Raw genomic sequence first — 26,117 nt, 5'->3', positions numbered from 1 at the left:
TTTTTCGTTGTGCAGATATCGCAAGCGTTCGGAATTTGATCGAAGCCTTCGCGGTTTCGTCATTCTGGGGCGGAGCGACGCGAAGCGGAGCGCAGACCCTGGAATCTTGCCGTTACCTTCGCGAGCGATGCGGCGGTAGAGAATGGAACTCCGTCGAACTTTCCTGAGAGGATAGGTCTGCACCGCAGTATCGCTCTTATCTCACGGAATGGATTCCAAGGTCTACGCGCGTCGCTTCGCTCCTTGCTCCGCCCTGGAATGACGAAGGTAATAGGTCAGCGTTCCTTTCACACCTCCCTCTTTCCCGCCAACGTGCAGGAAGGGCTTGCCTGCAACATGCCGCTGGAACGCGCCGAGCTGAAAGCACTGCACGGCCCGCTGACACGACTGGTCGCCGGATTGCGCGAAGCCACGGCCGATCAGGACTGATCGCCGCAATCGCCGTCCCCGAAATCATCGCTGAAGAGCATTGGAATTCACATTGGCGAGCCCCGGCAGCGCGGGCCGGCTTGCAAGGCGCCTGCGGCAAGCTAAAGTCGGCGCGGTTTTCTCTTGGCGCGCGAACATCGTGCGGCCAAATCACATTCGGGGAGTTTGTCATGACCAAGTCGAAACTGCTGCTGGCCGCCATGATGGCGTGCCTTCTCGCGCCTGTCGCGGCGCTCGCCGATACGCTGCCCGATCTCGGCGGCAAAAAGGTCGTGGTGGTGACGGAAAACGCCTATCCGCCGCTGCAGTTCATCGACAAGAAGACAGGCAAGCAGATCGGCTGGGAATATGACGCCATGGACGAGATCGCCAAGCGGCTGAATTTCAAGGTCGAGTACCAGAACACCTCCTGGGACGCGATGATCCAGGCGGTTTCCGACAACCAGTACAATATCGGCATGACCGGCATCACCATCAAGGACGACCGCAAGGAGAAGGTCGACTTCTCCGATCCCTATATGCGCTCGGAGCAGTTCATGCTGGTGCGCGGCGACGAGAACCGCTTCACCGACGCCAAGAGCTTCGGCGCCTTCAAGGACGGGCTGATCGGCGCCCAGCCGGGCACCACGCCCTTCTACACCGCCGTCTACAGCGTGCTCGACGGCAACGAGCAGAACCCGCGGATAAAGCTGTTCGAGACGTTCGGCGCGACCGTGCAGGCGCTGAAATCCGGCGACGTCGACGTGGTGCTCACCGACGGCACCGCCGGCCAGGGCTATGTCGATGCCTCCGAAGGCAAGCTCAAGCTGATCGGCGGACCGCTCGGTACCGAGGATTTTGGGTTCATCTTCCCGAAGGGCTCGGAGCTGGTGAAGCCGGTCAATGCCGCCATCGCTTCGCTCAAGGCCGACGGCACGATCGACAAGCTCAACAAGAAATGGTTCCTCGACTACAAGATGGGGCAGTGAGCTCATCTTGTGGCGCGCAGAGAGTTTGCAGGAAATTGCGCTGACATTGCGCCAAGGCCCCCCTCTCTGCCCTGCCGGGCATCTCCCCCTCAAGGGGGGAGATCGGACGTCGCGCCGGCTTTCGCTAATCCCCAACGCTGCAGGATGGACGGCGAGGCCGAAGCAGCCAATCTCCCCCCTTGAGGGGGAGATGTCCGGCAGGACAGAGGGGGGTCTCGTAGAGCGCTGCTATCGCAAAAACGGCCGCGATGGCATCGCCTGATGCCGACGCCCACATCCAAACCCGAATTCCCCTGGTGGCTGGCGGCCGCGGCCAGCCTTGCCTTGGCCGCCGCCATCGCCATCGCTTCCAGCGACCTCTATGCGCAAGTCTTCGCCACAGTCGCCAAGGGCATCGGCATCACCATCTTCGTCACCGCGGTCGCTTTCGCTTTAGCCTCCGCCTTCGGGCTTGGCATCGCGCTGATGGCGCTGTCGGGATCGCAGTGGCTGCGCCAGACCGCGCGCTTCTATGTCGAGATCATCCGCGGCGTGCCGATCCTGGTGCTGCTGTTCTGGATCGCCTTTGCCGGCGCGCCGGCCTTCGTCGCCGCCTGGAATGCGCTGACCGCGCCGCTGCAGGGCGCCGGCCTGATGGGCGAGTTGCTGGTGCGCGACGTCTCGCTGCTCTGGCGCGCCATCATGGCTTTGACCATCGGCTACTCGGCCTTCATCTCGGAAGTGTTCCGCGCCGGCATCCAATCGGTCGAGAAGGGCCAGATCGAGGCGGCTAAGGCGCTCGGGCTCAGCCGAGTCCAGCGTTTCCGGCTCATCGTCTTCCCGCAGGCGATCCGCACCATCCTGCCGCCGCTCGGCAACGACTTCGTCGCCATGGTCAAGGATTCCTCGCTGGTCTCGGTGCTCGGCGTCGCCGACATCACCCAGATGGGCAAGGTCTATGCCGCGGGCTCCTTCCGCTTCTTCGAGACCTATTCGATCGTCGCCTATATCTACCTGATCCTAACCGTCGGCCTGTCGCTGGCGCTGCGGGGGCTGGAACAGCGGCTGCGTCGCCAGTATCAGGAATAGCCGGCTGCCTCGGGGCGCGCTACGATCCTTCAGCTCACCATCGCGGAGGACAAGCCCTATGAATTTCGACAAGGCCAATGCGGCGCTGGATTCCGTCTATTCGGCCGACTCGCCGGAAGGGCTCGCCAAGGCCTATGCCGAATGGGCCGCGACCTATGACAGCGAGACCGCCTCGCTCGGCTATCTTCTGCCTTTCCTCATCACCGCCTGGGTGGCGCGGCACGTGCCGACGAGCGAAGGTCCGCTGCTCGACGCCGGCTGCGGCACGGGCCTGTCGGGGCCGTCGCTGAAGGCTCTGGGCTATGGCGACATCGCCGGGCTCGACCTCTCCGATGACATGCTGAAGATCGCCGGCAGCCGCCATGCCAGTGGCAGGCCGGCCTATAGCGAGCTGAAGAAAGCGATGCTCGGCGGCCAGCTGCCCTGGCCCGACCGGCATTTCCGCGCCTTCTTCTCGACCGGCGTCTTCACCATCGGCCATGCGCCGGCTTCGGGACTGCATGAACTGGTGCGCATCACCAAGAGCGGCGGCCACGCCATCTTCACCGTGCGCGACCAGGTTTTCGAGAGCGGCGGTTTTCAGGCGGTGTTCGACGAGCTGAGGCAGGCGGGCAAATGGCGGCTGGTCGAGGAAAGTCCGTGGTTCCGCTGCTATGCCATCGGCGACCCGGCGGCGCTGGTGAAGACGTTTGTGTTCGAGGTGGTTTGAGCGCCAGCTTGCCTTCTCCCCTTGTGGGAGAAGGTGGCCGCGAAGCGGCCGGATGAGGGTGTTCCAGGGAATGCCGACGCCTCACTTCGCTGGAACACCCCTCATCCGTCTCGGCGCTGCGCGCCGATCCACCTTCTCCCACAAGAGGAGAAGGGGAAGTCGCGCTGATTGCCGAAAAGCCAAAACATTGCTATTTACCGCGCCATGGAAAAGCTTTTCAGCGATCCGGCCTATAAGGGTTTCGTGCTGCAGGACAGAAAGCGCCTGCCGTCGCGTTTCTCCGCGCGCGTCTGTGGCGCGCTCACCAGCCGACTTCGCTGAACCGACCGATCGCAGTCGTCGCGCCGGATTGCCGGCGTCCTTTTCCCATTCTCATATCGACGGATTTACGCACATGAGCGCACCGCGCACCCTCTACGACAAGATCTTCGACGACCACACGGTCGACCGCCAGGACGACGGCACCTGCCTGCTCTATATCGACCGCCACCTCGTGCACGAGGTCACCAGCCCGCAGGCCTTCGAAGGCCTGCGCATGAGCGGCAGAAAAGTCCGGCATCCGGAAAAGACGCTGGCCGTGGTCGACCATAACGTGCCGACCTCGCCCGAGCGCAAGTTCGGCATCAAGAACGAGGAAAGCCGCATCCAGGTCGAGGCGCTGGCCAGGAACGCCAAGGATTTCGGCATCGACTATTATTCCGAAAACGATATCCGCCAGGGCATCGTCCACATCATCGGGCCCGAGCAGGGCTTCACGCTGCCGGGCATGACCATCGTCTGCGGCGACAGCCATACCTCCACGCATGGCGCGTTCGGCGCGCTTGCGCATGGCATCGGCACGTCCGAGGTCGAGCATGTGCTCGCCACCCAAACGCTGATCCAGCGCAAAGCCAAGAACATGCTGGTGCGCGTCGACGGCCAGTTGCCGGAAGGCGTCACCGCCAAGGACATCATCCTCGCCATCATCGGCGAGATCGGCACCGCCGGCGGCACCGGTTACGTCATCGAATATGCCGGCGAGGCGATCCGCTCGCTGTCGATGGAAGGCCGCATGACGATCTGCAACATGTCGATCGAGGGCGGCGCCCGCGCCGGCCTGATCGCGCCGGACGAGACGACCTTTGCCTATGTCAAGGACAAGCCGCGCGCCCCGAAGGGCGCTGACTGGGATGCCGCGCTCGCCTATTGGAAGACGCTGCAGTCCGACGAGGGCGCGCATTTCGACAAGGTCGTGGTGCTCGACGCGCAGAAGCTGCCGCCGATCGTCTCCTGGGGTTCTTCGCCCGAGGACGTCGTCTCGGTGCAAGGTATCGTCCCCGATCCGCAAGCGATCGCGGACGAGAACAAGCGCACCTCGAAGATCCGCGCGCTCGACTATATGGGGCTGACGCCCGGAACCAAGATCACCGACATCGAACTCGACCGCGTCTTCATCGGCTCCTGCACCAATGGCCGCATCGAGGACTTGCGCGCCGCAGCCAAAGTGGTCGAGGGCAAGAAGGTCAGCCCGCGCGTCAACGCCATGATCGTGCCCGGCTCCGGCCTGGTCAAGGAACAGGCGGAAGCCGAAGGCCTCGACAAGATCTTCGTCGCCGCCGGCTTCGACTGGCGCGAACCGGGCTGCTCGATGTGCCTGGCCATGAACGACGACCGGCTGAAGCCGCATGAGCGCTGCGCCTCGACCTCGAACCGTAATTTCGAGGGCCGGCAGGGCTTCAAGGGCCGCACCCACCTGGTGTCGCCGGCCATGGCGGCTGCCGCCGCGATCGCCGGTCATTTCGTCGATATCCGCGACTGGAAATAGGCGCCCCGGCTGCGTCTCTCAACAAAGGCCCGGACAGGACGTCCCGGCCTTTCACTTTTCGGCTATCTACCTGCGGATGATCTCGTGAAATTCCTCGCGCCGGCCGGGCTCGTCGGCGGCGACGACCAAGGCCAGCTGCCGCTCGTCGAAGATCCTGAACCACTCATCCCATTCCACGAGCTCGTAGCCGCCGGTGTTGATCGGACGTTCCGGTCGGTCGGTGTCTTCATAGGCCTGTTGCCCGAACACCAGCCGCAGCATGGGCTGCGTTCCGGCCTCGGGCGAGACGTCAACGATGGCCGGGAAGCCGGCGCGCGCCGCCGCCCAGGAGCGGATTTCATCGTGGTTCGTCAAAGTGATCGTGCCGGCCATCTCGATCGTCTCCCGTCTGGCATCTCCTGTCCTGGCCGGACAACGCCGCTCCGGCAGGCGGGTTCCGCGCGGCATGCGACGTATCATCGAGGCTTAACCGCTTGTTTGGGCTTGCGTCCTAGTATCTCCCCCTGGGTAAGTTGGGGAAAGTCGCAGTCCTTTGGACACCGGTCTGCTCATAGCGCTGCTCAATCCGACGATAGCGCTGGCGCTCGGCGCTGCGTTCCTCGTGCTGTGGTGCTATCAGCGCCATCGCCCGTATCTGGCCGCGCTCGGCGCGAGCTACTGCCTGTCGGCACCGGGCTTCCTGCTGCAATATTTCACGCTTCCGGTCGGCGTGGCGCTGACCAAGCTCGTTTCCAACGTCTGCTTCACGATCGCGGCCTGCTGCCTCTCCAGCGCGATCATCGCGCGCTACGGGCGGCGCGTGCCCTATGTCGGCATCGGCATGGTGACCGGCGGCGGGCTCGCCGCCTTCATCTGGTTCATGTTCGTCCAGCCGGATCTCACCTGGCGCGTGCTTGCGATGAATTTCGGCTTCGGCGCACTCAGCCTGCTGGTCGGCGCGGAACTGAGAACGGTGCGCAACAACGGCCCAACCGAGAAAATCCTGTTGGCACTGTCACTGCTTTCGGGGCTGAACTTCATCGCCCGCACACTGGTCGTCGTCATTGCGCACGGGCCGTTCCCCAGCTATGACGGCTTCTACGGATCGTCCTACTGGACGACCGCGCTGCTTTCGCACGCGCTGTTGTCGCTGCTGATCGCGCTTTGCCTGTTCACGGCGGCGGCGCTCGATGTGATGAGGGCGTTGAAGGACGAGACCCATACCGACCCGCTCTCGGGCATCCTCAATCGCCGCGGCTTCGAGGAGCGGGCGACCTTGTTGCTCGACCAGTGCGGCAAGGCCGGATTTCCCGTCGCGCTGGTGCTTGCCGATCTCGATCACTTCAAGGCGCTGAACGACCAGCACGGCCATGAGGCAGGCGACCGGGTGATTGCCGACTTCGCCGCCAAGCTGCGTTCCGCCACCGGCGCGCGCGGGGCCGCCGGCCGCATCGGCGGCGAAGAGTTCGCCGTGCTTTTGCCGCTGAGCGACCTGGCGTCGGCAAGGCTCTTCGCCGAAGCGATCCGTTCCTTCTATTCGGCTGGCGCGGTCGACGGCCTGCCGCCCGACACGAGGGTCACCGCAAGCTTCGGCGTTGCCGCCCGCACCGGCAGGGAAGGGCTGATGCCGTTGATGCGGCGCGCCGACGAGGCGCTCTACAAGGCCAAGAAGAACGGCCGCGACAGCGTGCGTCTCTCTTACGAGCGGCCCGAGACCGCCTTCGTTGCCGAGCGGCTCGCAGCCGGGTGACACAAGTGGACACCCGCGCCTTCGTCATCCACGGGCGGAGCGACGCGAAGCGGAGCGCAGACCCGAGGATCCATTCCGTGACCTTCGCCGAAGAATGCAGCGGAGCAGAATTCTGCACCGTGAGCGGCTCTCGAAAGTAACGGAATGGATCCTTCGGGTCTGCGCGCGTCGCTTCGCTCCTTGCTTCGCCCATGGATGACGATCGGAGGGATGGCTGGGCCAATCGCGGAACCAGGCGATTGCCATTGACCTCTAAGCGGCGTTCCAAATGCCCTGACGACCGGATGGGGCCTTTGAGCCAATCGCAACGGTCCGTGGCCCTTCCGCCATGGCTGGCGTTAACGTGATTTTCGCCGGTCGATGATTTGCTTTCGGTCAAGGAGCAAATATGGGCAGCGCCGACTTCATCCTGATGATCAACCTGCTCGTCGCCGGTCTGCTGTCGGCGGCGTTCATGGCGATTGCCGTCCATGACAGCGGACGCGTATCGGCGCGTTGGCTTGCCTTCAGCTATCTGCTCGGCATGGCCTATTTCGCCATCGAATTCAGCATCCCCGCCTTCGCGGACGCGCGGCTGCCGGTGGTTGCCGCCTTTGCCGTGTTCCTCGGCGCAACCATCGCATTCAATGGCGGACTGGCCCATAAATACGGCGTGCGGCCACCCTGGGCGACGATGCTGTGCTTCCTCGTCGTCACCTCGGTCGCCGTCTATCTGGTGCAGGACCTGCCGCGCCACTCGCTGACGCGCATGATGGCCTACCAGCTTCCTTACGCCGCCATGCAGTTCGTCGCGCTCGGCATCGTGCTGTCCTCCCGGCAAAGGCTCGCGCGGCTCGACCATGTGCTGGCGCTGGTGCTTGGCGCCAGCGCCGTGCAGTTTGCCTCCAAGCCGCTCATCGCGGGAGCGCTGGGCGGCTGGGGCGCCAACCCGCAGGCCTATGTGCAAACCAGCTATGCGCTGGTGTCGCAATCGCTCGGCACCGTGTTCGGGCTGGCGCTGGCGCTGCTTGCCTTGGCCGTGCTGGTGCGCGACGCGCTGGCCGAGGCGACCTCGAAATCGGAAACCGACGCTTTGTCGCGTCTGTTCAACCGCGGCGGCTTCGAACGCCATGCCGACCTTGCCATGCGGGATGCCGTTCGGCGCGGCGTGCCGGTGGCGCTGGTGATCGCCGATCTCGACTATTTCAAGAGCATCAACGACAGCTACGGTCATGCCTGCGGCGACCGCGTGATCGAGACCTTCGCCGGATTCCTGCGCGAAGCCGCCGCCGAACACCATGTCGCCGGCCGTATCGGCGGCGAGGAATTCGCCATCATCCTGCCGGGCACCAATCTCGCCGCGGCGCGGCTGTTTGCCGAAGGCGCCCGCAACGCGTTCGGCGCCCTGCCGATCGACGGGTTACCTGCCGACCATCGCTGCAGCGCAAGCTTCGGCGTGGCCGAGCTTGCCGACAACGAGGGTTTTGCCGATCTTTTGCGGCGCGCCGACGCCGCGCTCTACCATGCCAAGAATGCCGGCCGCGACTGCGTGCGCGTGTCAGGCGTGTCGGCGCGGCGCCACACGCCGGCTATCTTCAACGGCAAGGGCTGAGATTGGGCATCTCGCCGTCGGAAAGCCCGTACATATAGGAACGGCCCTTGACCAGCACCGGCGGCTGGTAGCAGCCGGGCTCGTCCGCATCGTCATAGGCGACATCCGGCTGGCCGGTGCCGGTGTATTCGGAAAGTTTTTTCGCGAGCTTGCCTTCGCCGACGACGATGCGCTTGTAGCCGGCGGCGCTGTCGATGACGAGATTGCCGAAGGAATCGGCATAGACTCGGTCGTGATGGCGCAAGCCGGCCTCGGCCGGCGCGGCGATCGCCAGCGCCGCCAGCGTTGCGGCCGCGAGGCCTATCCGCACTGAATTCGAACGCATGTCGCTCTCCCTTGGTCGGCGCGCAGATCGCGCCTGGAATCCGGTTCGAATCGGAAATTAACTTTTTCTTAACCTTTGTTAAGAGGCGGGAGGCTTTCCGCGCCGGTTCTTAAAGAACATGGTTAATTTTCGAGGATCGGGCTTCCCGGCGACGGGCGCGGTCTGGATAGCCGGGCTGACCCAGGGTCAACTTGATCTTGCGGCGCCGCATGGCTACAGCGGTCCACCGTCTCACGGAAAGGGCAACCGCCTATCTCTTTGTTTCGACGCAATTCCGGACGGAAGACCACGGCGAAGGCGCCGAACCCAACCGTTCACACTTTTCCTGGAATTGCTGTAGCGTGCCGCGCACGAAAGGGCAGCGCATGAGCTTTGGCCGCACGGTTCGAGTGTCGATCGCCATCCCGCTGCTTCTGGCGGCGGCGGCCTGCGTGCCGCAGGACGGCGTGCCGAAGGTGGCGAATGCCGCGGCGCCCGCCGCCTCGCCTGCTCCTTCCCCGCAATCCGCCGCACCCGCGACGGCGCCGGCAGCTGCAACGCCCGCCATACCTGCAACGGCCCCGGCAGCCACAACGGCGCCGGCATCTGCGACGGCGAAGGCGCCTGCAACGCCTGCGCCCGCAACCAGGATCGTCACCGACCTTACCGTGCCGCGTTCCGGCGTCGGCACGGCCAGCTACAGATGCGGCAACGGCGGCATGATCACCATCCAGAATCTGGGCAACGCATTGCGCGTCATGCGGCCCGATGGCACGGCCGAAGAGTTCGCGGCCTCGCCCGCCAACCAGAGCAGCCGCTACCAGGAAGCAGCGACCCATGACGCAATCGTGATCGACGGACGCGAGGCGCTGGTGATGAAGAGGGGATCCACCCCGCAGACTTGCAGGCGCTGAGGTGCGACGATATTCGGGTGAGGCCGGCCCGCCCGGAACCCGACGCGGCCGGCCGCCGCGTCGGTCATCTGATTGCTGCGCTGCAGCGAACGCTGCGCCGGCTTCAAAACAGCCGCTAATCGATTGAAGCGCGCGGCCCTCAATTTGTCAGACTAAATGATGTTTCCAAAACGATTTTCCGGCTTTGACGCGGTGCAAAAAGAGCATTAGAAACCGGCTGTCCGATGCCATAAATGGGGGCGGCAAACGCCGCATTCCCATCGTGGCATTCAGGATGCCGAACTGGGGGAGCCATGAGCAAATCACCAGCCACCCGCGCAGTTGCCAGACGTGAACGGCCGCTCTCGCCGCATCTGACGATCTACCGGCCGCCGATCACGATGACGATGTCGATCATCCATCGCATCACCGGCGGCGCGCTCTATTTCGGGACGCTGCTGGTGGCAGCCTGGCTGATTGCCGCTTCGAGCTCGCAGGCCGCATTCGACTGGGTCAACTGGGCCTTCGGCTCCTGGCTCGGCCGGCTGGTTCTGTTCGGCTACACCTGGGCGCTGATGCACCATATGCTGGGCGGGCTGCGCCACCTCGTCTGGGACACCGGCGCGGGACTGGAAAAACACACCGCGTCCAGGATCGCCTGGGCGACGCTCGCCGGCTCGATCGTGCTGACGCTGCTGATCTGGATCGCCGGCTACATGGCGCGGGGAGCTTTGTGATGAGCGCGAACAATTCGGACATGCGCACGCCGCTGGCGAGAGTGCGGGGCCTGGGCTCGGCGCGCGAGGGCACGCAGCATTTCTGGCGCCAGCGGCTGACGGCGATCGCCAACATACCGCTCATCCTGTTCTTCGTCGGCTTCCTGATCGCGGTCAACGGCCACGGCTACACGGAAGTGCGGGCGGCGCTCGCCAATCCCTTCGTGGCGCTGGTGCTGACGCTGGTGCTGATCTCCGGCCTCTACCACATGCGGCTCGGCATGCAGGCCATCATAGAGGATTACGTGCATGGCGAAGGCATGAGGCTGGCGCTGATCGCTCTCAACACCTTCTTCGCGGTGGCAGTCGGCGTCGCTTCGCTGTTCGCCCTGCTCAAACTCGCATTCGGAGGCTGACGTCTTGGCCAATGCAAACACCGCCAACGCGGCTTCCGCCTATACCTTTGTCGACCACAAATTCGACGTCGTCATCGTCGGCGCCGGCGGCGCCGGCCTGCGCGCTACGCTCGGCATGGCCGAGCAGGGGCTGCGCACCGCCTGCATCACCAAGGTTTTCCCGACGCGCTCTCACACCGTCGCCGCGCAGGGCGGCATCGCCGCCTCGCTGTCGAACATGGGGCCGGACTCCTGGCAGTGGCACATGTACGACACCGTCAAGGGCTCGGACTGGCTGGGCGATGTCGACGCCATGGAATACATGGTGCGCGAGGCGCCGGCCGCCGTCTACGAGCTCGAGCATTATGGCGTGCCGTTCTCACGCACCGAGGAAGGCAAGATCTACCAGCGGCCGTTCGGCGGGCATATGATGAACTATGGCGACGGTCCGCCGGTGCAGCGCACCTGTGCGGCCGCCGACCGCACCGGCCACGCCATCCTGCACACGCTCTACGGCCAGTCGCTTAAGAACAACGCGCAGTTCTTCATCGAATATTTCGCGCTCGACCTGATCATGGAGCCGGATGGCACCTGCACCGGCGTCGTGGCCTGGAACCTCGACGACGGCACCATTCATCGCTTCTCGGCCAAGATGGTGGTGCTGGCGACCGGCGGCTATGGGCGGACCTATTTCTCCGCCACCTCGGCGCATACCTGCACCGGCGACGGCGGCGGCATGGCCGCCAGGGCCGGGCTGCCGCTGCAGGACATGGAGTTCGTGCAGTTCCATCCGACCGGCATCTACGGCGCCGGCTGCCTGATCACCGAGGGTGCGCGCGGCGAAGGCGGCTATCTCGTCAATTCCGAGGGCGAGCGCTTCATGGAGCGCTACGCGCCGTCGGCCAAGGACCTCGCCTCGCGCGACGTCGTCTCGCGCTGCATGACGCTGGAGATCCGCGAGGGCCGCGGCGTCGGCAAGAACAAGGACCACATCTTCCTGCATCTCGACCATCTTGACCCGGCCGTGCTGCACGAGCGGCTGCCCGGCATTTCCGAGTCGGCCAAGATCTTCGCCGGCGTCGACCTCACCAAGGAGCCGATCCCGGTGCTGCCGACGGTGCACTACAATATGGGCGGCGTGCCGACCAACTACTGGGGCGAGGTGCTCAATCCGACCTTCGACAATCCGGACCGCGTGTCGCCCGGCCTGATGGCGGTGGGCGAGGCCGGCTGCGCCTCGGTGCACGGCGCCAACCGGCTCGGCTCCAACTCGCTGATCGACCTCGTCGTGTTCGGCCGCGCGGCGGCGATCCGCGCCGGCCATGTGATCGACCGCAAGTCGGCGATCCCGTCGCCCAACGCCGCCTCGGTCGAGAAGATCATGGAGCGCTTCGACAGGCTGCGCCACGCCAACGGCTCGACGCCGACGGCCGTGCTGCGCGAGAAAATGCAGCGCGCCATGCAGGAAGACGCCGCCGTGTTCCGCACGCAGGAATCGCTGGAGAACGGCTGCAGGCGCATTTCGGAACTCTGGGGCGAGCTCAAGGACATCAAGGTCACCGATCGCTCGATGATCTGGAATTCCGACCTCGTCGAGACGCTGGAGCTGGAAAACCTGATGGCCAACGCCATCACCACGGTTTACGGCGCCGAGGCGCGCAAGGAGAGCCGCGGCGCGCATGCGCGTGAGGATTTCTCGGCGCGCGACGACGCCAATTGGCGCAAGCATACGCTGGCGCATCTGAGCGAAGACGGCAAGGTGACGCTGACCTACAGGCCGGTGCATACCGAGCCGCTGCTGGCGGAGAAGGACGGCGGCATCAGCGTGGCCAAGATCGCGCCGAAGGCGCGGGTGTACTGACGCGGCAATGATAAAGCGGTCGAAATTACCCGACGGAACTTCAGTGTACGACTACACTGGTGCGAGAACGGAGTTTCGAGGCCCGACAGATGTCGCCGTCTACCTGGAAGAAATCCAAGAATCTCTTGGAGAATTCCTGGGCGAACAAGCAGGCGTTTTCCACGAAATCATCTCTGATAAAGTACATCTTGATCTACTCGTGTTTCCACCAAACGATATTAAAAATAACTGGACTCTTGTAACGAGCGGGATGAGCGACCTCCCGATGAATGCCCCAGACAATCTCCACCCCCGCCAGGATTTCGAACGAGCCGAACTAGTTTTTATGCTGCCGGCGACATGGTTTGCTGCTGGGGAAAACGGAATGATCTCTGAAAATCAACTCGCTGATCCGAATAAATACTGGCCCATCCGTTTGATGAAGTCGCTCGCCCGAATGCCTCACGACTATGGAAGCTGGATATGGAGTTCGCATACTGTTGCGTCACAAGGCAGTCCGCCGGAGCCTTACGCCGACAACACCAAAATGTCCGGCGTAATTCTTCTCCGTCCACCGAGTTGGCCCGAAGGGAGAGATGTCCTCCGTGCGGTCGACGGCACTAAGATTAATTTCTTCGCGGTCGTCCCGCTTCACGCAGATGAGATGACGCTGAAGCTGAATAAGGGTGTTAAGGCTCTGATTATTGCACTCGACAGCGCAGGTGTTTCCGACGTGTTGGATGCAGGCAGACCAAGTATCGTCAAGAAGAAGCGCTACCTAGGGCTCTTCTGATGACGATTTCGCTGATCTTTATGAACAACCTGGTCGACGTCAAGGTCGCCGCCGTGAACGAAATCTGGTCCGGGCTGAAGCTCGTCATCCGAAAGGACCGCAGGTAATGGTCGAACTTACGCTTCCCAGGAACTCGAAGGTCCAGCAAGGCAAGACCTGGCCGAAGCCGGAAGGCGCGACCAACCTGCGCGAATACCGCATCTACCGCTGGTCGCCGGATGATGACGCGAACCCGCGCATGGACACCTATTTCGTCGACATGGACGATTGCGGGCCGATGGTTCTCGACGCGCTCTTGTGGATCAAGAACAAGATCGATCCGACGCTGACGCTGCGGCGTTCCTGCCGCGAAGGCATTTGCGGCTCCTGCGCCATGAACATCGACGGCTCCAACACGCTGGCCTGCACCAAGGGCGTCGAGGACATTTCCGGCGCGGTGAAGATCTATCCGCTGCCGCATATGCCGGTGATCAAGGACCTGGTGCCCGATCTCACCAATTTCTATGCCCAGCACGCCTCGATCGAGCCCTGGCTGAAGACGGTCTCGCCGACGCCCGCCAAGGAATGGCTGCAGAGCCACGAGGACCGCGAGAAACTCGACGGGCTTTACGAATGCATCCTGTGCGCGTGCTGCTCGACCTCCTGCCCGAGCTACTGGTGGAACGGCGACCGCTATCTCGGCCCGGCCACGCTACTGCAGGCGTATCGCTGGCTGATCGACAGCCGCGACGAGGCGACGGGCGAGCGGCTCGACAATCTCGAAGACCCGTTCCGGCTCTATCGCTGCCATACCATCATGAACTGCGCGCAGGCCTGCCCGAAGGGGCTCAATCCCGCCAAGGCGATCGCCGAGATCAAGAAGATGATGGTGGAGCGGCGCGTTTAGTTCTCGCGGCCTTACTAGCAGGTAGCGATCCTTCGCGCCCCCTCTGTCCTGCCCGTCCTCCGCAGCAGCTACGCTGCCGCTTCGGAGGGTAAACCGGACGTCTTCCCCGACACCTGGGGAGATTGGCCGTCACCGCGGCTTTCGCCAATCTCCAAGGTTGAAGGATGAGGCGCCGTCGGCGAAGCTGCTAATCTCCCCCCAAATGGGGGAGATGTCCGGCAGGACAGAGGGGGGCGCTGTCCCGCCAGCGTCAAAAAGGATAGCCAACCAATGAGTGAAGATCTCCCCATCCTATCCGCCGTCGAAGCCCGAGTCCTCGGTTCCCTGATCGAGAAGAAGGAGCTGACGCCGGACGTCTATCCACTGACGCTCAACGGCGCGCACCAGGCCGCCAACCAAAAGACGGCGCGCGAGCCTGTCATGGCGCTGGAGCTGACCGAGATCCGGCGGGCGCTGAGCACGCTCGAGCAGAAGGGGCTGGTGCGCCAGGTCTTCGCCTCGCGGGTTGAGCGCTACGAGCATCTGATGGCGCAGCGCTTTTCGCTGACCACGCCGCAGATCGCGGTGATCGGGCTGCTGCTGTTGCGCGGCGCGCAGACGGCGCATGAATTGCTGGCGCGCTCGGAGCGCATGGCGCGCTTTGCTTCGATCGAGGAGCTGCGCGACAATCTCGACCTGATGATCGGCCGCCGGCCGCCGCTGATCCAACTGCTCGAACGTGCGCCCGGCCAGCGCGAGGAGCGCTATGTGCATCTGCTGAGTGGTCCGGTGGAAGCAGCAGCGGCGGCGGCGGCGCCCTGGCAGCCGGCGGCGACAACTGCGGATTCCGGACTTGAAGCTCGCGTCAAAGCGCTGGAAGAAGAGGTCGCTGTGTTGCGGGCAAAGATCGAGGCGCTGGGGGGCTAGACTGGCTCTCACCAGAAACGTTGGTGCGAGGCGCCCCCCTCTGTCCTGCCGGACATCTCCCCCTCAAGGGGGGAGATTAGATGTCACGTCGGCTTTCGCTAATTACCGCCGTTGGAAAAGAAGCGACGGCGATGAAACTGCCAATCTCCCCCCTTGAGGGGGAGATGCCCGGCAGGGCAGAGAGGGGGGCGAAGGATCGCTGCCCCTCAGCAAGCTGCGTCAGCCCAGCCTAGCATCCAACGACACCTTGATCGCCCCCAGTGCCTTCGACACCGGGCATTCGGCCTTGGCCTTCTCGGCCAATTCCTTGAATTTCGCCGCGTCGATGCCCGGCACCTTGCCGACCAGGGTGATGGCGCTGCCGGTGATGCCGGTGCCGGGCACCAGCGTCACCACCGCCTTGGCGTCGAGCTCGGCGGCCGGCGTGCCGTTTTCGGCCAGGAAGTGCGACAGCTGCATGGCGTAGCAGCCGGCATGCGCGGCGGCGATCAGCTCTTCCGGATTGGTGCCGGATTTGCCGCTCTCGTCCTCGAAACGCGCCTTAAACGAATAGGGCGTGCCCTTCAAGGTGCCGCTCTGGGTGTCCAGCGTGCCGTTGCCTTCCTTCAGATTGCCCTTCCAGACGGCGTTTGCGGTGCGGTCCATGGAATCCTCCTGCCTTGTCGGGGTTTACGCCGGCGGGCGCCGACGTTCCCGGGAACTATAGCGCGGGCGCGGCGGAAGACCATCCATGGCCCGGTATGATTGTGCTTGCGCGAGGCGCTTCGAAAATTCTCAAAAAAAAGCGCATGCAAAAATGTCGACTTCCCGTCTGCCCGACCGTCCTGCGGGCGGCCACTCCCGGCCGATGGAGGTTAAGATGGACAATCTGTTTCTTGCGATCTGGGGAAAGCCCGAGCGAAAAGGGAGGCGACTTGAAGAATTCTGGCTGGATCCGCCGGCGCTCGCCTTCGGCCGGCTGGCGGCGGCCATCGCGATCATCGGCGTCGCGGCATGCCTGCTCGACCATGCGGCGACGGCAGGCAAAACCGACACCGTCGCCTCCTATGACGCGTCAACGAAAAGAAGCTCGAAATGAAATATGTGCTGCTGGTCTATGGCGAGGAAGAGGACCTCTACGCGCTGACCCCCGAGCGTATGGCCAAGCTCGATGCCGACTCGCTCGGCTATGATCGGGAGCTCGACCGGCAAGGCAAGCTGGTCATCGCGCAGGCGCTGCAGTCGGTGAAGACGTCGAAATCGCTCCGGCGGCGCAATGGCAAGGTGCTGGTGACCGACGGCCCCTTCGCCGAGACCAAGGAGCAACTGCTCGGCTTCGTCATGGTCGAGGCGGCGGACCTTGCCGAGGCGCTCGACATTGCGGCCAAGATCCCGCTGGCGGAGCTCGGCACGGTTGAGATCAGGGCGATCTACGACGTGCCGGGGTCATAGCCGCCGGTCAGCATGGGCGCGGCGCGCCGGTTGAAGCTGTCTCTCGCGGGAAACATCTTCAGTGTTTCTTCACCGGCCGCAACCGTTGCGTGTTGAAGCGATGCCGCGCTTCTTTTATCGTCGCCGCGATTTCGGGGGAATTCGGCATGCCTTTTCTGATCGCCATCCTCGGCCTGCTCGGAGCGGCCGCCATCTGGTGGTACCGGCTGAAATATATGAGCGACGCCGCGCGCGAGGTGGCCGACGTCGTCGGGCGCGTCCAGGGCAACATCCGTCGCAAGAAATTGCGCAATCAGGCCGCGCTCTCACCGCTGACGGCGATCGACGATCCGGTGGTGGCGGCGGCGACGCTGATCACCGCGATCGTAGCGGAGCACGGTCCGGTCCTGCCGCAGCGCGAGGCGGTCATTCGCGAAGTGATCACGCAGATCGCGGACAGCCAGAAGAAGACCGACGAGGCCGTCGTCTACGCCAAATGGGCCGCCGCGCAGATCGACGACACGACGATCGTCATCGACAAGCTGGCGCCGTTCCTGCGCGAGCGCCTCGATCCGCATGAGCGGGACGACCTGCTCAGGATGTTGAACCGCGTCGCGCAAGGCGGCGGGCAGAGCCTCAGGATCGCCGACCAGCGGATGCTGAGGCTGCGGCAGAAGCTGGGCTTCGAGGTGAACTGAGCCGAAGCTGCTGCGGGATCGCCTGCGTTCGTGATTGGCCTAAACGCCTCTCGCCTCGTCATTCTATGGCGGAGCAAGGAGCGAAGCGACGCGGCGCAGACCATAGAATCCATTCCGTGACCTGTAAGCGTTGCAGCGGTGCAGAATTCTGCTCCGCAGCACCTACGATTAAAGTCACGGAATGGATCCTCGGGTCTGCGCGTCCGCTGCGCTCCCGCTCCGCCCGTGGATGACGACGTCGTGCAGGTTTCGGCCAGTAAGGCGGTCAGATCGCCTCGCCCTTCAGCAGCCTCGGCGTGTCGCCGGAGAGGCCCGAGGCCTGGCGGATGAAGAACTCCTTCAGCCTCGGCACGCGTTCCACCAGCCCCAGCCCGATGTCGCGGACCTGGCGCAGCGGGCCGATGTCGTTGGAGAAGAGCCGGTTCAAGACGTCGGTGGTGATGCCCATCTGCAGCGTGTCGAAGCGGCGCCATTGCTGGTAGCGCTCAAGCACGTCGAGGGCGCCGATGTCCTGGCCGAGCCGATCGGCCTCGACCACCACTTCGGCGAGCGCCGCGACATCCTTGAAGCCCAGATTGAGGCCCTGGCCGGCGATCGGGTGGATGCCGTGCGCGGCATCGCCGGCCAGCGCGAAGCGCGGTGCGACGAAGGCGCGGGCGAGCGTCAGGCCGAGCGGCCAGGCGCGCGGCTTGTCGGCAACTCTTATTTCGCCGAGCTTCAGGCCGAAGCGCAGCTCCAGATCGTGCTCGAAGACGAACTCGTCGCCCTCGACCAGCGCCTTGGCATCCTCCGTGCGCTCGACCCAGACGATCGAGGAGCGGTTGGTCCCGTCCTTGTCCGGCTTCAGCGGCAGCGTGGCGAAGGGACCCGCCGGCAGAAAATGCTCCTCGGCGCGACCGTTGTGCGGGCGCTCATGCGCCACCGTGCAGACGATGCCGGACTGGCCGTATTCCCATTTCACGGTCTTGATGCCGGCCATGTCGCGCAGCTTCGAATTGACGCCATCGGCGGCGACCAGCAGCCGCGCCTTCAGTGCGGCACCATCGGCCAAATGCACGGTGATGCCGGCGCCATTCGCGTCGAAGGCGCTGACCGCCATGCCTTCGATGATGTCGATGCCAAGCTTTTCGGCGCGTCGGCGCAGCGCGCCGTTCAGGTCGCGGTTGGCGACCATGTGGGCGAAAGGCTCGCCGGGCGCCACCTCGCCGTCGAAGGTCAAAAACACCGGACGCACCGGGTCGGCGGCGCGCGAATCAGTGATGATCATCTCGGTGATCGCCTGCGCTTCCGGCGCGATCTCTTCCCAGACGCCGAGCTGTTCCAGCATGCGGCTGGCGGCTGCCGCGATGGCCGAGGCGCGGCCGTCGCGCTGCCAGACGCCGGCGGGGGCCGCGTCGACGACGGCGATGGCGAGGCTAGGGCGCGCCTGCTTCAGCGACACGGCGGCGGTGAGGCCGACATAGCCGGCGCCCGCGATGAGCACGTCGAGCGGCGCTTCGCGCTTCCCATTGGCGCCTGCTGCATCCGGCTTGCGGTCGACCATGGCATCATCCTTTCGCGGCTGCGGCGGCCGCCATTGCGGCCTTGACTGCCTGCGCGTCCTGTCCGAAACCGGCCATGGCACATCCGTGAAGGATTTCAAACATGACAGCGGCCATGGACGAGCTTCTCGACATTCTCGACCTCGAGCAGCTCGAACACAATCTGTATCGTGGTCGCAGCCCCAAGGTCGACTGGCAGCGCGTGTTCGGCGGCCAGACCATCGCCCAGGCGCTGGTCGCCGCGCAGCGCACGGTGGAACCCGAACGCCACGTGCATTCGCTGCACGGCTATTTCATGCGGCCGGGCGACACCAAGCTGCCGATCGTCTACGAGGTCGACCGCATCCGCGACGGCGGCTCCTTTACCACCCGCCGGGTGGTGGCGATCCAGCATGGCCAGGCGATCTTCTCGCTGGAGGCGTCCTTCCAGCAGGATGAGGTCGGGCTCGAGCATCAGCTGCCGATGCCGCGCGACGTGCCGGCGCCCGACACGCTGCTCACCCAACGCGAGCTGCTCGGCAAGTTCGGCGAGGCGGTGCCGGAAGGCATCAGGCGCTACTGGGAGCGCGACCGGCCGATCGAGATGAAGCCGGTGATGCTGAAGCACTACACGAGCCGCGAGAAGCTGGAGCCGCAGCAGAACATCTGGATCCGCACCACCGGCCCGGTGCCGGAAGACCGCGCCATTCAGGCGGCGGTGCTTGCCTATCTCTCCGACATGACGCTGCTCGACACCTCGACTTTCGCGCATGGCCGCGCCATCTTCGACCGCGACATCCAGGCCGCCAGCCTCGACCACGCCATGTGGTTCCACCGCAGTCATTCGCTGGACGACTGGATCCTCTACACTCAGGACAGCCCGTCGACGCAAGGGTCGCGCGGCTTCACTCGCGGCTCGCTGTTCGCGCGGGATGGGACGCTGATCGCCTCGGTCGCCCAGGAAGGCCTGATCCGGCTGAAACGCTGAGCCGGCTTCAGGCTACTGCCTGGAATACGTGCATTTTCGATTTTTTGCCTATTTTATGGGCAGGTATGCTGCCATGCCCGTGCGCGAATGATGTGCACCGATCGCCCATTCTCTTTGTTTACAATAGGTTAACACCCTGCTTCGGCAATTGGCACGGAGCTTGAATCCTGTCGGGCACTCTCCGGCTCCTCGGGATCGGTGAAGGTGTGCAAACGCGGGGGACCGCAACAGCAAAGGGTGAAACCTTATGAAAATCGTGATGGCAATCATCAAGCCGTTCAAGCTCGACGAGGTGCGCGAAGCGCTAACCGCCGTCGGCATCCAGGGCCTGACCGTCACCGAGGTCAAAGGCTACGGGCGTCAGAAGGGGCATACCGAAATCTATCGCGGCGCGGAATACGCGGTCAGCTTCCTGCCCAAGATCAAGATCGAGGTCGCGGTCGGCGCCGACATGGTCGACAAGGCCGTCGAAGCCATCACCGCCGCCGCCAAGACCGGTCAGATCGGCGACGGCAAGATCTTCGTCTTCGGCATCGATCAGGCGGTACGCATCCGCACCGGCGAAACAGACACCGACGCGCTCTAAGCGGCGACCATCCATTCCAACGGAGAGTTCGATGAATATTCCTTCCACCTTGAAGACGACGGGACGCGCGGCCGCTTCGCTCGCGCTCGTGGCCATGAGCACCGTCGCCGCCATCGCGCAGGAGGCCGCCCCGGCAGCTACTGCCGCGGCGCCCGCCACGCCGGCACCGGCGCTCGACACCGGCAACACCGCCTGGATGCTGACCTCGACGGCGCTGGTGCTGATGATGACCATCCCGGGCCTGGCGCTGTTCTACGGCGGCATGGTGCGCAAGAAGAACGTGCTTGCCACCATCATGCAGAGCTTCGCCATCACCTGCCTGGTGACGGTGCTGTGGTTCATGTTCGGCTACTCGCTCGCCTTCTCCGACGGCGGCGCCACGAACGCCTATCTCGGCGGCTTCTCGAAATTCTTCCATCACGGCATCACCGTCTCGACTCTGTGGGCGCCGGGCGTGGCGAACATTCCTGAATTCGTCTTCTCGATGTTCCAGATGACCTTCGCCATCATCACGCCGGCGCTGATCGCCGGCGCCTTCGCCGAGCGCATGAAGTTCTCGGCGCTGTTGATCTTCATGGGCCTGTGGCTGGTCTTCGTCTACGCGCCGATCGCGCATTGGGTCTGGGGCGGCGGCTTCCTCGGTTCGGCCGGCGTGCTCGACTTCGCCGGCGGCACGGTCGTCCATATCAACGCCGGTGTCGCGGGCCTGGTCTGCGCGCTGGTGCTCGGCAAGCGCGAGGGCTACGGCACCACCAACATGGCGCCGCACAACCTCGTTTATTCGGTGATCGGCGCGTCGCTGCTGTGGGTCGGCTGGTTCGGCTTCAACGCCGGTTCGGAACTGGCTGCCGACGGCCTCGCGGGCGCGGCGATGATGAACACGCAGGTCGCCACCGCGGCGGCGGCTTTGGCCTGGATGTTCGCCGAATGGATCGTCGCCAAGAAGCCTTCGGTGCTCGGCATCATCTCGGGCGCCGTCGCCGGCCTCGTCGCGGTGACGCCGGCTTCCGGCTTCGTCAACCCGACCGGCGCCTTCATCATCGGCATCATCGCCGGCGTGGTCTGCTACCTCTCGGCGGTCAAGCTCAAGCACGCGTTCGGCTATGACGACTCGCTCGATGCTTTCGGCGTCCACGGCGTCGGCGGCATCGTCGGCGCGCTGCTCACCGGCGCGCTGGCAGATCCGGCGATCAACGCCCTCGGCAAGGACGCCTCGGTCGGCAAGCAGCTCTATGGCATCGCCTTCACCATCCTGTGGACGGCGATCGCCACCTTCGTGATCCTCTACATCGTCAAGGCTCTGGTCGGCCTGCGTCCGTCGACCCAGGAAGAGGTCGAAGGCCTCGACGTCACCCAGCACGGCGAAGTTGTGCCGTAAGGCAGACTTCGCCAAGGGCCGGCGGACCCTCCTCCCGCCGGCCCGGAATTCCTCCCAAGATCCCGTCGTGACGCTCTCGAAAAGCGCTCACGCCTTGAGGCCCGGAACACCCTTCCGGGCCTCCTTTTTTTGCCGGGCGATGATCCAAGCCATTTCGATCACATTCACTTGATCCGTCGGAATGAAACATCAGCCCGTCAGATTCCGTACTGGGATAGCGAGCGTCATCAAGGCGTCCGCCAGAACAAGAGGGAAGGAAACCACCTGATGAACATCAAGAACATCGTCCTGGGAGCAATGGCTCTTTCGATGATCAGCGGCGTTGCACTCGCCGGTGCTCTCGATGAGCCGGACAACATGGCCCCGTTCTTCACCGACTCCAGCATGAAGACCATGAAGCCGGAGGCCGGCTTCAAGGCGGCCTGGGCTTCGATGCCGAAGGACAAGCAGGACGCGATGATGAAGGAGTGCCAGGACGCGGCGATGAGCAAACCCCACGCCGAATTCTGCGCCAATCTCAAGGCCTATGGCGGCGCCAACGAGTGATCGTGGAAGGTCAGGTTCCGGAAGGGCCTGATCCTACGGCGTTTGAAGACAAGGAGGTGGCGGGCCGCGAGGCCTGCCATCTTTGTTTCCGCGCCATGGTCTCCGCGCCATGCGGGTAAAGGCCCATGGTTAATGCGGCCTTAACCTTCCCCCCGATAGTCTGGCGTTCGAATCTGCCGGAATGCGCCATGCGCCCGGCCAGGCAACGATCACGGGGAAGAGCATGCGTTCAGGCGCTTCAGCACCGCTCGCGCTGACCGATACGGGGCACGGCATCCAGGCATTCGCGCGGCGTCAGGTCGGGCGGCTGGTCGGCGCGGGGCTGTTCCTGTTCACCGCCTTCGGCATTGCCGCTCTAGCCACATGGAATGTCGCCGATCCGAGCTTCTCGCACGCCACCAGCAACGTCGTCACCAACGCCATGGGCTATGCCGGCGCGGTGTTCTCCGACCTCGCCATGCAGTTCTTCGGTCTTGCCGCCGTCGCGGGGCTGGTGCCGGCGGTGATCTGGGGCTTCCTTCTGTTTTCCGCGCGCGGCGTCGACAAATTGCCGAAGCGCGGCTTCGCATGGTTCGGCTTTGCGCTCACCGCCGCGGCCATCGCCGGCTGCGTGACGCCGCCAAATACCTGGCCGCTGCCCACCGGCCTCGGCGGCGTGTTCGGCGACATGGTTCTGAAAATCCCGGGCATCGCGGTCGGCGGTTATCCGAAAGGCCTGTTCGCCAGCATCATAGCGGTCATCCTCGCCGCGCCGATGTTGTGGCTGTTCGCCTATGGCTCGGCACTGATCGCGCGCAAGAACGGCTTTGCCGTCACCGAGCGCGCCGCCCGGCCCGATCCGCGCGAGCAGGACGAGATGCTGTTCGATGAGGACGACGACGAGGGCGACGAGGGCATACTCGCTCTCGGCGCCATCACCCATTGGTGGCTGTCGTTCCGCGCCTTCCTGCACCGCCGCGCCGAGCGGCGCAGGCGCGAGCGCGACGAATTCGAACCGTCGATGGAACCGAAGGCAAGCGCCTGGCGGCGCGCGGCCGAGCGGGTCGAATCGGCCGAGTTCGCCGAGGCCCGCATGAGCCCCGGCGGCCGCGCCCGCGTCGAGCCGGAATTCTTCGCCGCCATGGTCAATGATCGAAGCGTTTCGGTCGATCCGGTCGATGAAGATATTTTCGGCGACGAGGAGGACGAAGACGCCGACGTTGACGATTTCGACGACGAGGCGCCCACCCAGCGCCGCGCCGCGCCGGGCGCCAGGGTACAGAATTTCCGCTCCGATGCCGCGACCCGCGTCGCGGCTCCGGCGGCGCGACCCGTGCCGGGCGCCCGTGTCCAGCGCGAGGCGCAGACCTCGCTGATCGGGTCCGACACGTTCGAGATGCCGTCGCTGCACTTCCTGTCCGAGCCGAAGAACATCGCCAAGGATCCAAGCCTGTCGAAGGACGCGCTGGAGCAGAACGCGCGCCTGCTCGAAGGCGTGCTGGAGGATTTCGGCGTCAAGGGTGAGATCATCCATGTCCGCCCGGGCCCGGTCGTGACGCTTTACGAGCTCGAGCCGGCGCCCGGCATCAAGTCCTCGCGCGTCATTGGCCTTTCCGACGACATCGCCCGCTCGATGAGCGCGATCGCCTGCCGCGTCGCTGTCGTTCCGGGACGCAACGCTATTGGCATCGAGCTGCCCAACGCGAAGCGCGAGACGGTCTATCTCAGGGAGATCATGGCCAGCCGCGATTTCGAGACGACCAAGGCCAAGCTGGCGCTGGCGCTAGGCAAGACGATCAACGGCGAGGCCGTCATCGTCGACATCGCCAAGATGCCGCACGTACTGGTCGCCGGCACCACCGGCTCGGGCAAATCGGTCGCCATCAACACCATGATCCTGTCCCTGCTCTACCGGCTGACGCCGCAGGAATGCCGGCTGATCATGATCGACCCCAAGATGCTGGAACTGTCGGTCTATGACGGCATCCCGCATTTGCTTACGCCGGTCGTCACCGATCCCAAGAAGGCGGTCGTCGCGCTGAAATGGACGGTGCGCGAGATGGAGGACCGCTACCGCAAGATGTCCAAGGTCGGCGTGCGCAACATCGACGGTTTCAACGCGCGCGTCCAGCAGGCCGAGAAGAAGGGCGAAAAGATCTCTCGCACGGTGCAGACCGGCTTCGACCGCCAGACGGGCGAGGCGATCTACGAGACCGAGGACCTCGATCTCGAGCCGATGCCCTATATCGTAGTCATCATCGACGAGATGGCCGACCTGATGATGGTGGCCGGCAAGGACATCGAAGGCGCGGTGCAGCGCCTGGCGCAGATGGCGCGCGCCGCCGGCATCCATGTCATCATGGCGACGCAGCGCCCGTCGGTCGACGTCATCACCGGCACCATCAAGGCCAATTTCCCGACCCGCATCTCCTTCCAAGTGACGTCGAAGATCGACAGCCGCACCATCCTTGGTGAGCAGGGCGCCGAGCAGCTGCTCGGCATGGGCGACATGCTCTATATGGCCGGCGGCGGCCGCATCCAGCGCGTCCACGGCCCGTTCGTCTCGGATGACGAGGTCGAGAAGGTTGTCGGGCATCTGAAGCTGCAGGGCGTGCCGGAATATCTCGACGCCATCACCGAGGACGACGAGGAAGACGACGAGGACGGTCCGTCGGGCAAGAGCGGCTCCGGCGGCGGCGGCAATTTCGAGGATTCCGACGACCCCTACGACCAGGCGGTGGCGGTGGTGCTGCGCGACGGCAAGGCCTCGACCAGCTACATCCAGCGCCGGCTCGGCATCGGCTACAACCGCGCCGCCTCGATCATCGAGAAGATGGAGAAGGAAGGCATTGTCGGCCCAGCCAACCATGCCGGCAAACGCGAGATCCTGGTGCCGACAGAAGAGGACAAATTCTAGGGCTTATCGATATTCAGGTGAGGCCGGCCTGCAAATGGCGGCTTCCTGCGCTTCCGGTGCTCACGTACGAAAAGTACGCTCCGCTCTGGCCTTCGCCGGCCGAAGCCCTCATAGGTGTCTCCGCTCTATGAAGGCTGCGGCCGGCGTAGGCCGGTTCTCGGAAACCACCATTTTCGACTCGGCCTGACCTGAATCTCGACAAACCCTGGCGCGGCGAGACACCGATCCGGGTCAGCAGGCAACCGGAAATCGTCTGGCGCGTTCAATGCGGGCTCTCGCCTAGCCGCCAAACTTAGGCCCTAGTGGGAGTCCAGAAACTGCGGCGACACGAATCACAGAAAGTGACCGGCATGAAGACCCAGACCGAATTCGCCCTCACCCGCCGCCAGGTCCTTGGCCTCGGCCTGATGCTTGGCGGAGCCGCCGCTCTCAATCTCGTGCCGGGCTATCAGCTCGTGGCCGCCGCGCAGGCCGCGGTACCGCCAGCGGCGCAGAAGATCGCCGACCATTTCTCCTCGGTGAAGTCGATGAGTGGCGAGTTCGTCCAGTTCGGGCCGAGAGGCGAGCAGACCGGCGGCAAGTTCTTCCTCGAGCGTCCGGGCAAGATCCGCTTCAATTATGACGGATCCTCGAACTTCCGCGTCATCTCCGATGGCAAGTCGGTGGTGATCCTCAACAAGAAGCTCAACACCTCCGACCTCTACCCGCTGTCGAAGACGCCGCTGAAATTGCTGCTCGACGACCGGATCGACCTCTCCGGCGGACGCGTCAAGGCCGTCAAGGAAGAGGACGACCTGACAACCATCAAGCTTTCCGACAAGTCGGTGTTCGGCAATGCGACGATCACCATGATGTTCGATCCGAAGACCTACGAGCTGCGCCAGTGGACGATCACCGACGCTCAAGGAAAAGACACGACGGTGATGATCTTCAACGTCAAGGAAGGCGGCAACTTCCCGGCGGACACTTTCGCGATCGACTATACGGCGAATAGAGAGCTGAATACCAAGACCAGGTAGGTCCGCCGATATTCAGGTGAGGCCGGCCTGCGAATGGCGGCTTCC

General features: G+C 64.3%; 27 protein-coding genes and 1 pseudogene. 24 read left to right on the top strand and 4 right to left on the bottom strand.

Features of this window, described 5'->3' with window-relative positions:
* Positions 1-258 precede the first annotated feature (258 nt).
* From FJW05_RS19210 to leuC, 5 genes are all read left to right on the top strand, one after another.
* Positions 259-429 carry a hypothetical protein gene (locus tag FJW05_RS19210; RefSeq protein ID WP_181165003.1) on the top strand — a complete coding sequence of 57 codons (171 nt, stop codon included), beginning with the start codon at positions 259-261 and terminating at the stop codon, positions 427-429.
* A gap of 170 nt (positions 430-599) precedes the next feature.
* Positions 600-1,397, top strand: coding sequence for a transporter substrate-binding domain-containing protein (locus FJW05_RS19205; protein ID WP_140634849.1), 798 nt, complete (start codon positions 600-602; stop codon positions 1,395-1,397).
* 261 nt (positions 1,398-1,658) lie between these two features.
* Entirely contained in the window at positions 1,659-2,465 is an 807-nt protein-coding gene (locus FJW05_RS19195; protein WP_181165002.1) for an amino acid ABC transporter permease, read from the top strand.
* Positions 2,466-2,523: 58 nt separating this feature from the next.
* Positions 2,524-3,174 carry a class I SAM-dependent methyltransferase gene (locus FJW05_RS19190; RefSeq protein ID WP_140634846.1) on the top strand — a complete coding sequence of 217 codons (651 nt, stop codon included), beginning with the start codon at positions 2,524-2,526 and terminating at the stop codon, positions 3,172-3,174.
* Between the two features lie 394 nt (positions 3,175-3,568).
* Positions 3,569-4,978, top strand: coding sequence for a 3-isopropylmalate dehydratase large subunit (gene leuC, locus FJW05_RS19180; RefSeq protein ID WP_140634844.1), 1,410 nt, complete (start codon positions 3,569-3,571; stop codon positions 4,976-4,978).
* A 66-nt stretch (positions 4,979-5,044) separates the two neighbouring features.
* Here leuC and FJW05_RS19175 read toward each other — a convergent pair whose 3' ends face one another.
* Entirely contained in the window at positions 5,045-5,350 is a 306-nt protein-coding gene (locus tag FJW05_RS19175; RefSeq protein ID WP_140545492.1) for a hypothetical protein, read from the bottom strand.
* A gap of 160 nt (positions 5,351-5,510) precedes the next feature.
* Here FJW05_RS19175 and FJW05_RS19170 point away from each other — a divergent pair, with 160 nt between their 5' ends.
* Both FJW05_RS19170 and FJW05_RS19165 read left to right on the top strand, forming a co-directional pair.
* The gene (locus FJW05_RS19170; RefSeq protein WP_140634842.1) at positions 5,511-6,707 is read left to right on the top strand and encodes a GGDEF domain-containing protein; all 1,197 of its coding nucleotides are present in this window, start codon (positions 5,511-5,513) and stop codon (positions 6,705-6,707) included.
* A 388-nt stretch (positions 6,708-7,095) separates the two neighbouring features.
* Positions 7,096-8,298 (top strand): GGDEF domain-containing protein, encoded by a 1,203-nt coding sequence (locus FJW05_RS19165; RefSeq protein ID WP_140634840.1) that lies wholly within the window; start codon positions 7,096-7,098, stop codon positions 8,296-8,298.
* Here the strand turns inward: FJW05_RS19165 and FJW05_RS19160 are convergent.
* Positions 8,282-8,623 carry a hypothetical protein gene (locus tag FJW05_RS19160; RefSeq protein ID WP_140634838.1) on the bottom strand — a complete coding sequence of 114 codons (342 nt, stop codon included), beginning with the start codon at positions 8,621-8,623 and terminating at the stop codon, positions 8,282-8,284. The genes FJW05_RS19165 and FJW05_RS19160 overlap by 17 nt on opposite strands.
* 341 nt (positions 8,624-8,964) lie before the next feature.
* Here FJW05_RS19160 and FJW05_RS19155 point away from each other — a divergent pair, with 341 nt between their 5' ends.
* The 8 genes and pseudogenes from FJW05_RS19155 (at position 8,965) to FJW05_RS19120 (ending at position 15,031) form a co-directional block, all read left to right on the top strand.
* On the top strand, positions 8,965-9,516 hold the full coding sequence (locus tag FJW05_RS19155; protein WP_246673528.1) for a hypothetical protein: 552 nt from the start codon (positions 8,965-8,967) through the stop codon (positions 9,514-9,516).
* Between the two features lie 293 nt (positions 9,517-9,809).
* A complete protein-coding gene (gene sdhC / locus FJW05_RS19150) occupies positions 9,810-10,232 on the top strand; it encodes a succinate dehydrogenase, cytochrome b556 subunit (protein WP_140545485.1) in 423 nt (140 codons plus the stop codon).
* On the top strand, positions 10,232-10,627 hold the full coding sequence (gene sdhD, locus FJW05_RS19145; RefSeq protein WP_140545484.1) for a succinate dehydrogenase, hydrophobic membrane anchor protein: 396 nt from the start codon (positions 10,232-10,234) through the stop codon (positions 10,625-10,627). The genes sdhC and sdhD overlap by 1 nt, the downstream gene beginning before the upstream one ends.
* 4 nt (positions 10,628-10,631) lie before the next feature.
* Entirely contained in the window at positions 10,632-12,467 is a 1,836-nt protein-coding gene (gene sdhA, locus FJW05_RS19140; protein WP_140634836.1) for a succinate dehydrogenase flavoprotein subunit, read from the top strand.
* A gap of 43 nt (positions 12,468-12,510) precedes the next feature.
* On the top strand, positions 12,511-13,239 hold the full coding sequence (locus FJW05_RS19135) for a suppressor of fused domain protein (protein ID WP_181165001.1): 729 nt from the start codon (positions 12,511-12,513) through the stop codon (positions 13,237-13,239).
* Positions 13,240-13,268: 29 nt separating this feature from the next.
* Positions 13,269-13,346: pseudogene (locus FJW05_RS19130) on the top strand (DUF3052 domain-containing protein); the annotation flags it as partial.
* Positions 13,346-14,125, top strand: a complete 780-nt coding sequence (locus FJW05_RS19125; protein WP_140634833.1) for a succinate dehydrogenase iron-sulfur subunit — start codon at positions 13,346-13,348, stop codon at positions 14,123-14,125. The pseudogene FJW05_RS19130 and the gene FJW05_RS19125, both read left to right, overlap by 1 nt.
* A 270-nt stretch (positions 14,126-14,395) precedes the next feature.
* Entirely contained in the window at positions 14,396-15,031 is a 636-nt protein-coding gene (locus FJW05_RS19120; RefSeq protein ID WP_140634831.1) for a DUF480 domain-containing protein, read from the top strand.
* A gap of 219 nt (positions 15,032-15,250) precedes the next feature.
* On the opposite strand, the gene FJW05_RS19110 is transcribed toward FJW05_RS19120, so the two are convergent.
* Positions 15,251-15,676: an OsmC family protein gene (locus tag FJW05_RS19110; protein WP_124998336.1), complete on the bottom strand. Its 426-nt coding sequence runs from the start codon at positions 15,674-15,676 to the stop codon at positions 15,251-15,253.
* An 85-nt stretch (positions 15,677-15,761) separates the two neighbouring features.
* Between FJW05_RS19110 and FJW05_RS27790 the strand changes: the two genes are divergently transcribed.
* The 3 genes from FJW05_RS27790 to FJW05_RS19095 all read left to right on the top strand — a co-directional run bounded on the left by FJW05_RS27790 (position 15,762) and on the right by FJW05_RS19095 (position 17,139).
* Positions 15,762-16,109, top strand: a complete 348-nt coding sequence (locus FJW05_RS27790; protein ID WP_246673527.1) for a hypothetical protein — start codon at positions 15,762-15,764, stop codon at positions 16,107-16,109.
* A complete protein-coding gene (locus FJW05_RS19100; RefSeq protein WP_140634829.1) occupies positions 16,106-16,462 on the top strand; it encodes a YciI family protein in 357 nt (118 codons plus the stop codon). The genes FJW05_RS27790 and FJW05_RS19100 overlap by 4 nt, the downstream gene beginning before the upstream one ends.
* A 146-nt stretch (positions 16,463-16,608) precedes the next feature.
* Positions 16,609-17,139 (top strand): hypothetical protein, encoded by a 531-nt coding sequence (locus tag FJW05_RS19095; RefSeq protein WP_140634827.1) that lies wholly within the window; start codon positions 16,609-16,611, stop codon positions 17,137-17,139.
* Between the two features lie 265 nt (positions 17,140-17,404).
* Here the strand turns inward: FJW05_RS19095 and FJW05_RS19090 are convergent, their stop codons facing one another.
* Positions 17,405-18,682, bottom strand: coding sequence for a ubiquinone biosynthesis hydroxylase (locus FJW05_RS19090; RefSeq protein ID WP_140634825.1), 1,278 nt, complete (start codon positions 18,680-18,682; stop codon positions 17,405-17,407).
* 101 nt (positions 18,683-18,783) lie between these two features.
* Between FJW05_RS19090 and tesB the strand changes: the two genes are divergently transcribed.
* The 6 genes from tesB to FJW05_RS19060 all read left to right on the top strand — a co-directional run bounded on the left by tesB (position 18,784) and on the right by FJW05_RS19060 (position 26,072).
* Positions 18,784-19,647: an acyl-CoA thioesterase II gene (tesB, locus tag FJW05_RS19085; protein WP_140634823.1), complete on the top strand. Its 864-nt coding sequence runs from the start codon at positions 18,784-18,786 to the stop codon at positions 19,645-19,647.
* Positions 19,648-19,894: 247 nt separating this feature from the next.
* A complete protein-coding gene (locus FJW05_RS19080; RefSeq protein WP_006327120.1) occupies positions 19,895-20,233 on the top strand; it encodes a P-II family nitrogen regulator in 339 nt (112 codons plus the stop codon).
* Positions 20,234-20,429: 196 nt separating this feature from the next.
* Complete coding sequence (locus tag FJW05_RS19075; RefSeq protein WP_210200020.1) at positions 20,430-21,611, top strand: ammonium transporter; 1,182 nt, start codon at positions 20,430-20,432, stop codon at positions 21,609-21,611.
* A gap of 267 nt (positions 21,612-21,878) precedes the next feature.
* A complete protein-coding gene (locus FJW05_RS19070; RefSeq protein WP_140545472.1) occupies positions 21,879-22,157 on the top strand; it encodes a hypothetical protein in 279 nt (92 codons plus the stop codon).
* Between the two features lie 223 nt (positions 22,158-22,380).
* Positions 22,381-25,053: a DNA translocase FtsK gene (locus FJW05_RS19065; protein WP_140634819.1), complete on the top strand. Its 2,673-nt coding sequence runs from the start codon at positions 22,381-22,383 to the stop codon at positions 25,051-25,053.
* Positions 25,054-25,403: 350 nt separating this feature from the next.
* Positions 25,404-26,072, top strand: coding sequence for an outer membrane lipoprotein carrier protein LolA (locus FJW05_RS19060; protein ID WP_140634817.1), 669 nt, complete (start codon positions 25,404-25,406; stop codon positions 26,070-26,072).
* Positions 26,073-26,117 lie beyond the last annotated feature (45 nt).

The sequence above is a fragment of the Mesorhizobium sp. B2-9-1 genome (assembly GCF_006439455.1).
In the GTDB taxonomy this organism is placed as follows: Bacteria; Pseudomonadota; Alphaproteobacteria; order Rhizobiales; family Rhizobiaceae; genus Mesorhizobium.
The sequence above is the reverse complement of the archived record's forward strand: the minus strand, read 5'-3'. Positions and strand labels throughout refer to the sequence as shown.